At 71.9% G+C, this 13,769-nt stretch carries 12 protein-coding genes; 5 read left to right on the top strand and 7 right to left on the bottom strand.

Annotation, left to right across the window (positions count from 1 at the left end):
- Positions 1 to 14: 14 nt before the first annotated feature.
- Positions 15 to 1,004 carry an ABC transporter permease gene (locus tag DEH69_RS24805; RefSeq protein ID WP_113689201.1) on the bottom strand — a complete coding sequence of 330 codons (990 nt, stop codon included), beginning with the start codon at positions 1,002 to 1,004 and terminating at the stop codon, positions 15 to 17.
- 9 nt (positions 1,005 to 1,013) lie between these two features.
- Positions 1,014 to 2,651 carry an ABC transporter substrate-binding protein gene (locus DEH69_RS24800; protein WP_258534937.1) on the bottom strand — a complete coding sequence of 546 codons (1,638 nt, stop codon included), beginning with the start codon at positions 2,649 to 2,651 and terminating at the stop codon, positions 1,014 to 1,016.
- A gap of 362 nt (positions 2,652 to 3,013) precedes the next feature.
- Here DEH69_RS24800 and DEH69_RS24795 point away from each other — a divergent pair, with 362 nt between their 5' ends.
- The 3 genes from DEH69_RS24795 (at position 3,014) to DEH69_RS24785 (ending at position 6,948) form a co-directional block, all read left to right on the top strand.
- Positions 3,014 to 4,288, top strand: a complete 1,275-nt coding sequence (locus DEH69_RS24795) for an ROK family transcriptional regulator (protein WP_258534936.1) — start codon at positions 3,014 to 3,016, stop codon at positions 4,286 to 4,288.
- A gap of 283 nt (positions 4,289 to 4,571) precedes the next feature.
- Positions 4,572 to 5,777: a cytochrome P450 gene (locus DEH69_RS24790; RefSeq protein WP_258534935.1), complete on the top strand. Its 1,206-nt coding sequence runs from the start codon at positions 4,572 to 4,574 to the stop codon at positions 5,775 to 5,777.
- Positions 5,778 to 5,853: 76 nt separating this feature from the next.
- On the top strand, positions 5,854 to 6,948 hold the full coding sequence (locus DEH69_RS24785) for a type III polyketide synthase (protein WP_113689197.1): 1,095 nt from the start codon (positions 5,854 to 5,856) through the stop codon (positions 6,946 to 6,948).
- Here the strand turns inward: DEH69_RS24785 and DEH69_RS24780 are convergent.
- A complete protein-coding gene (locus tag DEH69_RS24780) occupies positions 6,945 to 7,457 on the bottom strand; it encodes an NUDIX domain-containing protein (RefSeq protein ID WP_113689196.1) in 513 nt (170 codons plus the stop codon). The genes DEH69_RS24785 and DEH69_RS24780 overlap by 4 nt on opposite strands.
- A 196-nt stretch (positions 7,458 to 7,653) precedes the next feature.
- Positions 7,654 to 8,763 carry an FAD-dependent oxidoreductase gene (locus DEH69_RS24775; RefSeq protein ID WP_113689195.1) on the bottom strand — a complete coding sequence of 370 codons (1,110 nt, stop codon included), beginning with the start codon at positions 8,761 to 8,763 and terminating at the stop codon, positions 7,654 to 7,656.
- 61 nt (positions 8,764 to 8,824) lie between these two features.
- Here DEH69_RS24775 and DEH69_RS24770 point away from each other — a divergent pair, with 61 nt between their 5' ends.
- On the top strand, positions 8,825 to 9,253 hold the full coding sequence (locus DEH69_RS24770; RefSeq protein ID WP_113689194.1) for an HIT family protein: 429 nt from the start codon (positions 8,825 to 8,827) through the stop codon (positions 9,251 to 9,253).
- On the opposite strand, the gene DEH69_RS24765 is transcribed toward DEH69_RS24770, so the two are convergent.
- Entirely contained in the window at positions 9,228 to 10,304 is a 1,077-nt protein-coding gene (locus DEH69_RS24765; protein ID WP_113689193.1) for an ATP-dependent DNA ligase, read from the bottom strand. The two genes, DEH69_RS24770 and DEH69_RS24765, sit on opposite strands and share 26 nt — an antisense overlap.
- A gap of 77 nt (positions 10,305 to 10,381) precedes the next feature.
- Here DEH69_RS24765 and ligD point away from each other — a divergent pair, with 77 nt between their 5' ends.
- Positions 10,382 to 11,419 carry a non-homologous end-joining DNA ligase gene (gene ligD / locus DEH69_RS24760; RefSeq protein WP_113689192.1) on the top strand — a complete coding sequence of 346 codons (1,038 nt, stop codon included), beginning with the start codon at positions 10,382 to 10,384 and terminating at the stop codon, positions 11,417 to 11,419.
- Here ligD and rho read toward each other — a convergent pair.
- Together rho and DEH69_RS24750 are read right to left on the bottom strand one after the other, a co-directional pair.
- Positions 11,394 to 12,566 (bottom strand): transcription termination factor Rho, encoded by a 1,173-nt coding sequence (rho, locus tag DEH69_RS24755; protein WP_113689191.1) that lies wholly within the window; start codon positions 12,564 to 12,566, stop codon positions 11,394 to 11,396. The genes ligD and rho overlap by 26 nt on opposite strands.
- Before the next feature lie 288 nt (positions 12,567 to 12,854).
- Positions 12,855 to 13,670: an SAM-dependent methyltransferase gene (locus tag DEH69_RS24750; RefSeq protein WP_113689190.1), complete on the bottom strand. Its 816-nt coding sequence runs from the start codon at positions 13,668 to 13,670 to the stop codon at positions 12,855 to 12,857.
- Positions 13,671 to 13,769: the final 99 nt, after the last annotated feature.

Here is a 13,769-nt window from a genome sequence, read left to right as displayed (position 1 = left end):
CTGCTCCTTCCTGGTCAGTTCTCGACCCGGGTGCGGGGATCGATGAGGCCGTACAGCAGGTCGACGATCAGGTTGGCGCCGAGCACGGCGATCGTGATCACCAGGAAGATCCCCTGCATCAGGGCGTAGTCGCTGTTCTCCACGGCCTGGAGGAGCTTGGAGCCGATGCCGGGGTAGGAGAAGACCTGTTCGGTGACGATGGATCCGGAGACCACGAAGCCCAGGGAGATGGCGAACCCCGCGACCGAGGGCAGCACGGCGTTGCGGGCGGCGTAACGGGTCATGATCCGCCGGTTGCGCAGGCCCTTCGCCTGGGCGGTGAGGATGTAGTCCTCCGACATGGTCGAGACCATCATGTTGCGCATGCCGAGCAGCCAGCCGCCGACGGAGGAGACCACGATGGTCAGCGCCGGAAGGAAGCCGTGGTACACGGCGGAGTTGATGAACTCGTAGTTCCAGCCGGTCGCCAGCGTGACGTCGTACCCGCCGCTGCGCGGGAACCAGCCGAGCGACGACGAGAACACGAGCGCGAAGATCAGCGCGAGCCAGAAGTACGGCACGGCCGAGAGCACGGTGGTGGCCGGGACGAGGGAGTCGAGCCAGGAGCCCCGCCTCCAGCCCACCACCGTGCCGAGCACTACGCCCACCAGGAACGACAGCAGGGTGGCGATGCCGATCAGCACGACCGTCCAGGACAGGGACTGCGAGATGACCTCGGTGACCGGGGCGGGGAAGGCGCTGACGGACACGCCGAGCTCGCCCCTGAACATGTTGCCGAGGTACTGGGCGTACTGCTGGAACAGCGGATCACCGGTGTCGGCGCCGAGCAGCAGCTCGTAGGACCTGCGGACGTCGGGGCCGACCGAGCCGCCACGCTGCTGGAGCTTGATCAGCAGCGTGTCGACCGGGTTGCCCGGCATCATTCGTGGAATGAGGAAGTTCAGGGTCAGCGCCGCCCAGAGGGCGACGAGGTAGAACCCGAGCTTCCGGGCGTAGTACCTCATCGGACTGTGTCACTCACCGGCCGGCTCGAGGCTGAGGTAGATCTCGGACTGGTCGGGCTTCTGCCAGACGGCCGGGTACGCGTACAGGTTCACATCCGTGGGCCAGCCGGTGAACTTCTCGGCGTTGAACTGGCTCGTGGTGCCGCCGGTCAGCACCGGGATGTAGGGCATGTCCCGTTCGAGCGCGGTCTGGATGGTGTCGTAGTACGGCTGCCGCGCGTCGGCGTCTTCGGGGTCGATCTGCGCGAGCTGGGAGATGGCCTCGTCGACCTCGGCGTTCTCGTACCGCGCGAAGTTGGGGTTGGCGGTCTCCCCGACCGGGGCGGTGTTGGCGCTGTTGAAGAAGTTGTTGTACACGAAGTACGGGTCGGGCAGCGGGCCGGGGTAGATCGAGTCGATCATCAGCTGGTAGTCGCCGCGGCCCCGGGAGTCCGACATCTCGTTGAACGAGACCTGGTTGACCGTCAGCTCGATCCCGGCCTCGCGCACCTGCTCGGCCAGGGTGTTGACGGCCGTGATGTGGTCGGTCCAGCCGGCGACCGCCGTGATGGTCAGGGAGACCTTCTGGCCGTCCCTGGCGTAGATGCCGTCGTCGCCCTGGCGGTAGCCCGCGTTCTCCAGGATCTCCTGGGCGCGGTCCACGTCGGCCGTCATGAGCGCGGTCTGGTTCTCCAGGTCGGCCGAGACATAGCCGGCGTCGCGCTCGGGGAGGGCGAATCCGGGCGAGATCTCGCTCGCGGTGTTCTGGAAGGCCAGCGAGTTGAGCTGCTCGCGGTCCATTGCCCAGTAGATCGCCTGGCGCACGGCCGGGTCGGTCTGCGGGCCCTCGCAGCCGAGTTCGGCGCTTGAGCACGTGTTGAGCGCGATCTGGAAGGCGTGGGCCGTGATGCTCTTGTAGCCGGGGTAGTCGGACTCGGTGTTCGCGATGTCGGGCACGGGCCCGGTGTTCCAGTCGATGTCGCCGCCCGACAGGGCGTCGGCGGCGGCCTGGTTGCCCGAGAGGGCCGTGTAGCGGACGTTCTGGAGCGCGGGCTCGCCGCCCCAGTAGTCGGCGTTGGCGGTCAGCGTGAACGCCTGCGGCCTGAAGTCGGAGAGCGTGAACGGGCCGGTGCCGACGGGCTCGGCGATCGTGTTCGTCGCCGGGTCGTCGATCTCCCCCCAGATGTGCTCGGGCACGATCCAGGTCTTGCCCAGCAGGTCGGCCGCCCTCATGTAGGCGGGCTCGGGGAAGGTGACAAGCACCTCGGTGGGGCTGACGACCTCGACATCGCCGTTGAACCCCTGGGTGTTGAGGGCCTCGTGCTCCTTGAGCATGTTGAAGGTGAACGCGACGTCGTCGGCGCTGAACTCCTCGCCGTCCGACCAGGTGACCCCGTCGCGCACCGTGATCGACAGCTCGGTGCCGTCGTCGTTCCAGGTGTACTCGGTGCCCAGGCGCGGCTTCGGGTCGTCCTGCCGGGCGATGTTGAAGAAGAACAGCGGCTCGAAGATGGTGCCGTCGCCCTCGTTCCTCCCCGGCAGATACGGGTTGAAGTTCCGCTGATAGTCCGTGGCCTGGCCGTTGAAGACGACCAGGGTGTCGCTGTCCGTGCTCGAGCCGCCTCCGCTCGAGCCTCCGCAGCCGGCGGCGACCAGCCCTATGGACACCGCTCCTATCGCCGCATTTCTTACGCGCCGCCACCTTGCGTGCAAGGACATGTACGTTCCTCTCTTGGCCTGCCCCACCGTTGGGGCATGGGCGGAGTCACCCAGGGGTATGTGATTGTTAAGCCGTCGAATTAACAAAGTCAACCCCCCAAAGACACGAACGGACAACGACGGGCATGAATCGTGACCGGCACGGTGCGTCTCCACAAGACCACCCTCCGCCACGAGATGTGCGACGCCGTCGCCGCCGGGGAAAGACCTGGCAGACTTGTTCGTCAGGCAAATAAACTAAGCATTGCTCAGCGTGACACCGACGCTGCGCAGTGATGTCGCGGACTCCCGTGAACGATGCGGAGGACTCAGTGAGCGGACCAGCGGGCGCCACCCCCCATGCCAGCAGCAGGGCGGCCGTCCTCGATGTGATCCGTGCCGCAGGCACCATCAGCCGGGTCGGGATCGTCAAGGCGACCGGCTTCACCGGCGCCACCATCTCGACCGTGGTCAGGCGTCTCATCGACGACGGCCTCGTGCTGGAGACGGGGCGGGCGGAATCCACCGGCGGCAAGCGCCGGGTGCTGCTCCAGCTCAACCAGTCCTCCCGTTTCGCGGTCGGCGTGCATCTGGACCACGCGGGGCTCACCTACGTCCTCACCAACCTCGGTGGGTCGGTCGTCGCCCGGATGTCCCGCGCGGGTGTCGGCACCGACGATCCACCGGCCGTCGTGGACAGGATCACCACGGAGGTCGACGCGCTGATCGACGGAGCCGGTATCGACCGAAGCAGGATACTGGGCCTCGGACTTGTGGCTCCGGGGCCCTTGAACCAGACCGGCGGCATGCCGCTCTACCCGCCCGCGATGCGGCAGTGGAAGCACTTTCCCCTCGACAGCGAGCTGGCCGCGACCACGCGGCTGCCCGTCGTCCTGGAGAACGACGCGACCGCCGCCGCGCTCGGCGAGCACTGGTCGGGCGACGTCGGCGGCACCGCCACGTTCGCCGCCGTCTACATGGGCACGGGCATCGGCGCCGGCCTGATGGTCAACGGAGTCACCTACCGCGGATTCGGCGGGAACGCCGGGGAGATCGGCCACATCTGCCTCGACCTCGAGGGCCCCGACTGCTGGTGCGGGGCGCGTGGTTGCACCGAGCAGCTCGCGGGCCCTGGCGCGGTGGTGGCTGCGGCGCTCGCCGACCCCGAGCTGACGCGCTCGGCCGAGCTCTCCAGCGGGGGCGAACCGCCCCGCAGAGTCGCGGACTTCGCGGCCGTCACGCGCGCCGCGCTCCGCGGCGACCGGGCGGCGCGCGCGCTGCTCGAGCGCTCCGCGCGCTATCTCGCGGTGGCCGCGCGGACGCTGGCCAATGTGATGGACCTGGAGCAGCTGGTGCTCACGGGGCCGAGCCTCGCCATCGCCGGCTCGTTCTATCTGCCGGTGGTGCAGGAGGAGCTGGACCGCGCGTTCTTCTCGCGCGCCACCCACTCGGTCACCGTCAGGCTCTCCCGCTCGGCCGCCACCGCCCCGGCGATCGGCGCCGCCGCGCTCGTCCTCCAGTCGGAGCTCGTGCCGCTGCGCGAAGGGCTGCGCCTCCCAGGGAACCTCGCGGACGCCGAGCCGCTGGGCCACCCCGCGGCGGGCTGACCCGGGGGCCGACGGCGGGGCCCGGCGGCGGGTCCGGGAGGTCCGGCGGCGGGGCGGCGCGCGGCCGCGCGAGCGAGCCGGGCGCCGCCCCTTCCACGCTGGCCAAGGGCCGCGCCCGCTTTCCCACACGGCGTCATAATCACCACCCCAGCCTTCCCCGAAAGGGTTAATTCGCCCCGCACGGCACATGATCGGGCGGGCCAGGGGGGACACACCGGTCGTCCAGGCGAATGGGCCGTCGCACCGTTGCGCAACGGCGGCCCACAACGATGGGAGCATCGGGGTGGAGCCCTCAGAGACCGTGTTCACCTGCCCGTTCGACTTCGCCGACGGGCTGGAGTTCGACCCGTCGCTCAGGCAACTGATGACGCAAGCGCCCATCGCGAGGATCCGGATGTCCTACGGCCAGGGCGAGGCGTGGCTGGTGACCCGCTTCGAGGACGTCAGGGTCGTCACCACCGACCGCAGATTCAGCAGGGCGGCGGTGGCGGGGCGCGACTTCCCGCGGATGACCCCGGCCCCGATCGTGCAGGACGAATCGATCAACCTGCTCGACCCGCCCGAGAGTTCGCGGCTGCGACGGCTGGTGTCCCAGGCGTTCACCGCGCCCAAGGTCGAGGCCATGCGCCCGGCGACCCAGCGCATCGTGGACGAGCTGATCGACGGCATGGCCGAGCAGGGCCCGCCCGCCGACCTCGTCAAGCACGTGTCGAGCCTGCTGCCGCTGACGACCATCTGCGAAGTGCTCGACATCCCCGAGGCGGACCGCCCCGAGCTGCGCGGGCGCGCCATGGCGATGATGAACGTCGGCGCCACCACCCGCGAGGCGGCCGTGCGGGCCAAGGCCGAGCTGCGGGCGTACTTCGCCGACCTGACCGCCCGCCGCCGCGCCGATCCCGGCGACGACCTGATCAGCTCCCTGGCGACCGCGAGGGACGGCGACGAGGTGCTCGGCACCGACGAGTTGACCGTGATGGCCATGGTGCTCCTGATGACGGGGCACGACACCAGCACATACCAGCTCAGCAACATCACCTACACCCTGCTCACCCACCCCGAGCAGCGCGAGAAGCTGCGCGCCACGCCCGAGTTGCTGCCCAAGGCGCTCGAGGAGCTGCTGCGGTACATCCCGTTCCGCAAGGGGGTGGGCATCCCGCGCATCGCGACCGAGGACGTGGAGCTCGGCGGGGTGACGATCAGGAAGAACGACACGGTCCACGTGTCCTACCTGGCCGCCAACCGCGACCCGGCGCGCTTCGAGCGCCCCGACGAGCTGGACCTGGAGCGGCCCACGGCGCCGCACATGACGTTCGGCTGGGGGGCCCACCACTGCATCGGCGCGCCGCTCGCGCTGATGGAGCTTGAGCTGGCGATCGGCACGCTGCTGCGGCGCTTCCCCGGGCTCGCCCTCGCGGTCCCGGCCTCCGAGGTGCGCTGGAACGACGAGTCGATCTGGCGCTACCCGTATGAGCTCCCGGTCACCTGGTGACCGGGCCGACCGACGACACAGCCATCGGTGCCACGGCGTCGTCACGCTGACGACGCCGTGGCAAGGGGAGGGGATCATGGCCATTCTCTGTAGACCTTCGATCGCGGTTCCCGAGTATGTGCTCACGATGGAGCACACTCTGGAGCTCGCGCGCACCCTGCACGCCGACCATCCGCAGCTCGGCCTCGCGCTGCGGCTCATCGAGAACACCGGGGTGAAGACGCGGCACATCGTCCAGCCCATCGAGGAGACGCTGCGCCACCCGGGCTTCGAGGCCCGCAACACCGTGTACGAGGAGGAGGCCAAGCGGCACGTCCCGCCCGTGGTCTTCCGCGCGCTCGACAACGCCGGGCTCGGCGTGCACGACATCGACCTGATCGTCTATGTGTCGTGCACGGGCTTCATGATGCCGTCAATGACGGCCTGGCTCATCAACACCCTGGGCTTTCGGACCGACACCAGGCAGCTGCCCATCGCCCAGCTGGGCTGCGCGGCGGGCGGCGCGGCGATCAACCGCGCGCATGACTTCTGCCAGGCCTACCCGGACGCGAACGCCCTGATCGTCGCGTGCGAGTTCTGCTCGCTGTGCTACCAGCCCACCGACATCGGCGTGGGCTCGCTGCTGTCCAACGGCCTCTTCGGGGACGGCGTGGCGGCGGCCGTGGTGCGGGGCAGGGGCGGCAGCGGCGTGCTGCTCGAACGCAACGGCTCGCACCTGGTGCCCGAGACCGAGGACTGGATCAGCTACGCGGTGCGGAGCACCGGATTCCACTTCCTGCTCGACAAGCGGGTGCCGACGACGATGAAGATGCTGGCGCCCGCGCTGCGGACGCTGGCCACCGCGCACGAGTGGGAGATCTCCGATCTTGACTTCCACATCGTGCACGCGGGCGGTCCCCGCATCCTCGACGACCTGTGCCACTTCCTCGACGTGGACCCGGAGATGTTCCGCTTCAGCAGGGCCACCCTCACCGAGCGCGGCAACATCGCGAGTTGCGTCGTCTTCGACGCCCTCGACCGCCTCTTCGATGAGGGGGGCGTCGAGAACGCCGCCAGGGGGCAGATCGCGGGCTTCGGGCCCGGCATCACCGCGGAGATCGCGCTGGGCCGGTGGGTATCAGCGGAGCGGGGCACCATCCCGCCCCAGGCGCTGCGGGCCGCGGTCGTCTAGGACGCGCCGGCGAACCACGCGGTCACGGCCGCGGTGTGCGTGGGGAACGCCAGCGCGTCGGGCTCGGTGAGGACAAGCCACTCGGTGGCCTCCTCGGTGGCGACGGGCGGCGGCAGGTCGGCGGGGTGCCGGGGCGGCAGCACGGCGAACACGTTGAGCGTCCTGTCGCCGTTGCGCACGTCGAACAGCGTGACCCCGGCCGGGTCGGCGATCAGTCCCGTCTCCTCGCGCAGCTCCCGCACCACGGCCTGCTCCCAGGTCTCGCCCAGCTCCATGTAGCCGCCGGGCAGCGCGAGCTCGCCACGGCAGGGCTCGATGTCGCGGCGCACCACGACCAGGCCCCTGACCCCGTCGCCCTCGACCGGGAGCAGCGCGACGGCGACGGGCAGGGGGTTGGCCCAGTGGGTCTCCCCGCACCCCTGGCAGTCCCGCGGCCAGCCGGCGCCGACGGCGTAGCCGGTCCCGCAGTAGGGGCAGTGGGTGACGGCACGGCCGTACGTGTAGACCATTGGTGCATCCTAGGGCCGCGTCAGTCAGGGTTTACCCGTACAGGAGCGGCGTCCGGGGTGGTGCATCGCGAGGCGCCGGATCGCCCTCGTGCTGGGCGCACTTGGGTGATTCGGCAACGCGGCGAGGTGCCGCGCCGGGCGTCGCGACGGGGCGAACCTTGGCTGACGCGGCACTGAGCTCGCGGGTGTGCTGTCGTCACGTCGACAAAGGAACGCGGGCGGGGGTGGTGGCCTCGCCGCGGAGCAGGGCGACGATCTCGTTGACGGCGGCGCGGCCCGCCCGGTTGGCGCCGATGGTGCTGGCGGACGGTCCGTAGCCGACCAGGTGGACGCGGGGGTCGCGCACCGCGCGCGTTCCGTCGACGCGGATGCCTCCGCCCGGCTCGCGGAGCCTCAGCGGGGCCAGGTGGTCGATCGCGGCGCGGAAGCCCGTGGCCCACAGGACGGTGTCGAGGGCGACGGCGGTGCCGTCGGGCCACACCGCACCGCCCGGGGTGAGGCGTTCGATCATGGGCCGCCGGTGCAGCGCGCCGCTCTCCAGGCCCGCGCGGACGGCCTCGGACATCGGCAGCCCGGTCACCGAGACGACGCTCCGCGGCGGCAGTCCCTGGACGACCCTGGCCTCGACCATGGCGACGGCCTCGCGGCCCGCGTTCTCGCCGAAGGTCTCCCTGAAGACGGGCGGGCGGCGGGTCACCCAGGTCGTCCTGGCGGCGACGCCGTCGAGTTCGAGCAGGTGCGAGACGGCCGACGTGCCGCCGCCGACGACAAGCACGCGCTCCCCGGCGAACGCGTCGGGGCCCGGGTAGCCCGCGGTGTGCAGCTGCCGCCCGCCGAACGCGGCCCGGCCCGGGACATGCGGCCAGAACGGGCGGTCCCATGTGCCGGTGGCGTTGATCACCGCCCGCGTGGTCCACTCCCCCGCCGACGAGACGACGGCGAGCCGCCCTTCGCCCGCCTCGCGCACCGCGGTGACGTCCACGGGGCGGAGCACGGACAGCTCGAAGGCGCGCTCGTAGTCGGCGAAGTACGCGCCGATCACCTCGGACGAGGGGCGCGCGGGGTCGGCGCCCGTCAGCTCCATGCCGGGCAGGGCGTGCATGCCGTGGACGCGGCCGTAGGTCAGCGTCGGCCAGCGGAACTGCCAGGCGCCGCCAGGGTCGGGCGCGTGGTCGAGGACCACGAAGTCGCGCCCGGGGGCCAGCCCTCTGCGGCGCAGGTGGTAGGCGGCGGACAGGCCCGCCTGCCCCGCGCCCACCACCACGACCTCGACCTCGCTCCCGCTCTGGACCTCCGCCGCGTTCATACAAGCGTCAACCATCGGGCGGTCGCTCCGCTTCCCCGCGCCCGGGTGTTCACTGGAGCGCGTGGACTGCCTCTTCTGTTCGATCATCGACGGCGAGACGCCCGCGCACCGGGTCTTCGACGACGGCGCGGTGGTGGCGTTCCTCGACATACGGCCGCTCTTCCCCGGCCACCTGCTCGCGGTGCCGCGGCGGCACGTGGAGACGCTGACCGACCTGCCCGAGCCCGACGTCGGCCCTTACTACACCCGGGTGCGGCTGCTGACCGCCGCGGTGGAGGGCGCGATGGGCGCGGACGGCTCGTTCGTCGCGGCGAACAACCGCGTGAGCCAGTCCGTGCCGCACTTCCACACGCACATCGTGCCGCGCCGCAGGAAGGACGGGCTGCGCGGCTTCTTCTGGCCGCGCACGAAGTACGCCGACGACGCGGAGGCCGCGGCGGTGGCCGAGCGGGTGCGGGCGGCGGTCAGCGCGGAGGGCGGCGGGCGCTGAGCACCTCGGAGAGATCGAACGAGACCGGCTCGTCCAGCTGCGCGTAGGTGCAGCTCTCCGGGGTGCGGTCGGGGCGCCAGCGGCGGAAGCGCGCGGTGTGCCTGAAGCGGTCGCCCTGCATGTGGTCATAGGCGACCTCGCACACCCGCTCGGGCCGCAGCGGCACCCAGGAGAGGTTCTTGCCGCCGCTCCAGCGGCTCGGCGCGCCCGGCATGCGGCTCTCCTCGTGGGCCCGCTCGTCCCCCCACGCGGCCCACGGGTGGCCATCGGCCGACTCCATGCGCAGCGGCGCGAGCTCGGCCATCAGCTCCTGGCGGCGGCGCATGGTGAACGACGCGGAGACGCCAACGTGCTGGAGGCGCCCGCCGCCGTCGTAGAGGCCGAGCAGCAGCGAGCCGACGACGGGCCCTGATGTGTGCTCGCGCAGCCCCGCGACGACGCAGTCGGCCGTGCGCTCGTGCTTGACCTTGACCATGGCCCGCTCGCCAGGGCGATAGGTGAGGTCGGGCGCCTTGCCGATCACGCCGTCGAGCCCGGCGCCCTCGTACTGCTCATACCAGCGCCTGGCCAGGTCGGGGTCGCGCGTGGCCGGGGTGACGAAGACGGGCGCGCGGGTGTCGCGCAGGGCGGCGGCCAGGGCGGTGCGGCGCTCGTGGAGCGGGGCGTCGAGCAGCGCGTCGTCGCCGAGGGCGAGCGCGTCGAACGCGACAAACGTGGCGGGCGAGCGCTCGGCCAGCGTCCGCACCCGGGACTCGGCGGGGTGGATGCGCTCCAGCAGGGCGTCGAAGTCGAGCCGGTCGCCGGTGACGATCACGATCTCGCCGTCCAGGACGCAGCGCGGCGGCAGCAGCGCGCGAAAGCCGTCGACCAGCTCGGGGAAGTAGCGGGTGAGGGGCTTGGTGGTGCGGCTGTGGACCTCGACCTCGTCGCCGTCGCGGAAGACGATCGCGCGGAAGCCGTCCCACTTGGCCTCGTAGTGCAGCCCCTCGGGGATGCGGGCGACGGGCTTGGCCAGCATGGGCTTGACGGGCGGCATCACCGGGAGGTCCATGCCGGGGATTCTTCTGGCCGCCCACGGGTGCCGCCCGCCGACGGGCGCGTTCGGGTGCCCCGGCCTACGGTGGCGCCATGGCGAACGCCCTGGAGCTGACCGTCGGGGAGCGCACGGTCAGGCTGAGCAATCCCGACCGGGTGTACTTCCCCGAGCGCGGCTTCACCAAGCTGGACCTCGCGCGGTACTACATCGCGGTCGGGGACGGCATCGTGCGGGCCCTGAAGGACCGGCCGACCACGTTGGAGCGCTATCCGGAGGGCGTCGGGGGCGAGTCGTTCTTCCAGAAGCGCGCGCCCAAGCACCTGCCCGACTGGATCCCGACCGGGCGGATCTCGTTCCCGAGCGGTCGGCACGCGGACGAGATCTGTCCCAACGAGGCGGCCGCGGTCGTCTGGGCGGCCAACCTCGGCTGTCTGACGTTCCACCCGTGGCCCGTGCGGCGCTCGGACACCGAGCACCCCGACGAGCTGCGGATCGACCTCGACCCGCAGCCCGGCACGGGGTATGCGGACGCGGTGCGGGCGGCGGGCGAGCTGCGGCCGCTGCTCGACGAGCTGGGCCTGGTGGGCTGGCCGAAGACATCGGGCGGGCGCGGGCTGCACGTGTTCGTGCCGATCGTGCCGGAGTGGACGTTCCCGCAGGTGCGGCGCGCGGCGATCGCCATCGCGCGGGAGCTCGAGCGGCGCGCGCCGGAGCGGATCACCACGGCGTGGTGGAAGGAGGAGCGCGGCGAGCGGATCTTTGTCGACTACAACCAGACCGCGCGCGACCGGACCATCGCGAGCGCCTACTCCGTGCGCCCCCGCCCGCTGGCCCCGGTGTCGGCGCCGCTGCGGTGGGACGAGGTGCCCGAGGCGATGCCCGAGGACTTCGACCTGGCGTCGATGCCCGCGCGGTTCGCGACGGTGGGCGACGTGCACGCCGCGATGGGCGAGCGCCCCTGCCGCCTCGACGCCGCGCTCGAACTGGCCGACCGCGACGAGCGGGAGCACGGCCTGGGCGACCTGCCCTACCCGCCCGACCACCCCAAGGCCGAGGGCGAGCCCCCGCGCGTGCAGCCGAGCCGCGCCAAGGGCTCGGGCCGGGTCAGACGGGGAGGGTCGTCAGGCTGACGCGGCGCAGGAACTCCGCGTTGCTTCCCGTCTCCCGCAGCCGGTCGAGCAGGATCTCGACGGCCTGGCGCGGGTCACGGTCGCCCAGCGCCCTGCGCAGCCCGTGCACGGCGGCCCGCTCGGCGGGCGGGATGAGGATCTCCTCGCGGCGGGTGCCCGAGGGGTCGATGTCGACGGCGGGGAAGACGCGGCGACCGGCCAGCACGCGGTCGAGGCGCAGCTCCATGTTGCCGGTGCTCTTGAGCTCCTCGAAGAAGAAGTCGTCGGCGCGGGAGCCGGTGTCCACCAGGGCGGTGGCCAGGATGGTCAACGAGCCGCCGCCCTCGATCGCGCGGGCCGCGCCGAACAGGCGCTTGGGCGGGTGCAGCGCCGAGGCGTCGACGCCGCCGCTGAGCACGCGCCCCGTGGAGCGCGCGGCCATGTTGTGGGCGCGGCACAGGCGGGTGAGGGAGTCGAGCAGGATCACCACGTCCTCGCCGCGCTCGACGAGGCGCTTGGCGCGTTCGACGGCGAGGGCGGCGACGGCCGTGTGGTCGCGCGGGGGCCGGTCGAACGGCGAGGCGATGACCTCGGCGGGCACGGAGCGGCGCATGTCGGTGACCTCCTCGGGGCGCTCGTCGAGCAGGACCGCCATGACGTGGCACTCGGGGTGGTTGTGGGCCAGGGCGCCGGCGACGGCCTTGAGGATCATGGTCTTGCCGGTCTTGGGCGGGGCGACGATCAGCCCGCGCTGGCCCTTGCCGACGGGCGTCAGCAGGTCGATGACGCGGGTGGCGAGCTGGCCCCTGGTGGTCTCCAGGGTGAGGCGGCGATGCGGGTGGACGGGGGTGAGGGAGGCGAACTCCGGGCGTTCGGCGAGGCGTTCGGGCGGCTGGCCGTTGACGAGGTCGAGCCGTGCCAGGCGGCGCGGCGCGCTCCGCCCCGAGCCACGGCGGGTGACGGTGCCGTCGACGTGGTCGCCGGGGCGCAGCCCGTGGCGGTGTGCCTGGTCGGGGTGGAGCGGGATGTCGCCGGGGCCAGGCAGGAAGCCGTCGGCGCGGATGACGAGGTGGGCATCGCGGCCTTCGGCCCGGGCGACGAGCCCGGCGACCCGCTCGTCGGTCGCGGCGGCCCGCGCGCGGTCGGGCGCGGGTGCGGTGGTGGTCATGCGGGGGTTCTCCATCGGTGGTGCGGACAGGGCGGGGTGAGAAGGGATGAACGCCGTGAGCACGGCGGGGCGAAAGGGCCGGGTCGGCGCCGGAGAGCGGCGCGCGAGCGAGAGGCCGGTGCGGAAAGCGCGCCCCGCGAGGACGCGGAAGGCTGCGCGGGAAGCGGCGGAAGGCCGCGGAGGGGGGCACGGACGCCGGAAAGGGGGCGTACGGACGTGCCACGTTCAGGGTACACCCGGCCGCGCGGGGCCGGTAGGAGAGGAGAAAGGAAGGGGAGGAAAGGGGGGTCAGGGCTTGCGGCCGACGCCGCCCGCCTGGCCGAGGTCCTGCGGCTCGCCGATCGCGGCCAGCTCGGGCCGCCAGCGGGTGACGGGGACGACGCCGGGCTCGACCAGCTCAAGGCCGTCGAAGTACCCGGCGATCTCGTCCATCGTGCGCAGCCGGTAGGGGATGGCGCCCGACTCGTTGTACTCCTGCTGGGCGCTGACGTAGACGTCGTCGGTGTCGGTGCCCTCGTTGAGCGAGAGGTGGCTGCCGGATGGCAGCCCGCCCATGAGCCCGCTGACGATGTCGCGCGCCCCCTCGTAGGTGGGCACATGGCCGAGGATGCCGCTGAGGATCAGCCCGACGGGGCGCGACAGATCGAGCGTCCCCGCGGCGCGGCGCAGGATCTCGTCGGGGTCGCGCAGGTCCGCCTCGATGTACTCGGTGGCGCCCTCGGGCGTCGAGGTCAGCAGGGCGTGGGCGTGCATCAGCACCAGCGGGTCGTTGTCCACGTAGACGACGCGGGAGTCGGGGGCGACGCGCTGGGCGATCTGATGGGTGTTGTCGGCGGTGGGCAGGCCCGTTCCGACGTCGAGGAACTGGCGGATGCCCGCCTCGCGCGCCAGGAAGCGCACCGAGCGGGCCAGGAACTGCCGCGAGGCGCGGGCGATGTCCACGATGCCGGGGAACGCCCTGCGGTAGGCGTCGCCGGCCGCGCGGTCCACCTCGTAGTTGTCCTTGCCGCCGAGCCAGTAGTTCCAGATCCTGGCCGAGTGCGGCACGGACGTGTCGATCTTCGAGACCGGGTCGGAGCGGGGGGTGGACGCGTCGTCTGTCACCGGAGGTCTCCTGCCGTGGGGCTGCTGGTCCCTGCCGCCCTCAACGTAACCGCGCCACCGCGGGCTCGTACACCCGTGATACGCCAGGGCGGGGCCGTG

Origin of the sequence: Streptomyces sp. PT12 (assembly GCF_003311645.1) — a bacterium.
Classification (GTDB): Bacteria; Actinomycetota; Actinomycetes; order Streptomycetales; family Streptomycetaceae; genus Streptomyces.
This window is presented reverse-complemented; position numbering and strand designations above follow the sequence as displayed.

Coding starts and splice junctions, on each gene's coding strand:
- ligD (WP_113689192.1), top strand. CDS start 10,382: ATGGCGAACGCCCTGGAGCTGACCGTCGGGGAGCGCACGGTCAGGCTG.
- DEH69_RS24765 (WP_113689193.1), bottom strand. CDS start 10,304: ATGGACCTCCCGGTGATGCCGCCCGTCAAGCCCATGCTGGCCAAGCCC.
- DEH69_RS24775 (WP_113689195.1), bottom strand. CDS start 8,763: ATGAACGCGGCGGAGGTCCAGAGCGGGAGCGAGGTCGAGGTCGTGGTG.
- rho (WP_113689191.1), bottom strand. CDS start 12,566: ATGACCACCACCGCACCCGCGCCCGACCGCGCGCGGGCCGCCGCGACC.
- DEH69_RS24785 (WP_113689197.1), top strand. CDS start 5,854: ATGGCCATTCTCTGTAGACCTTCGATCGCGGTTCCCGAGTATGTGCTC.
- DEH69_RS24780 (WP_113689196.1), bottom strand. CDS start 7,457: ATGGTCTACACGTACGGCCGTGCCGTCACCCACTGCCCCTACTGCGGG.
- DEH69_RS24805 (WP_113689201.1), bottom strand. CDS start 1,004: ATGAGGTACTACGCCCGGAAGCTCGGGTTCTACCTCGTCGCCCTCTGG.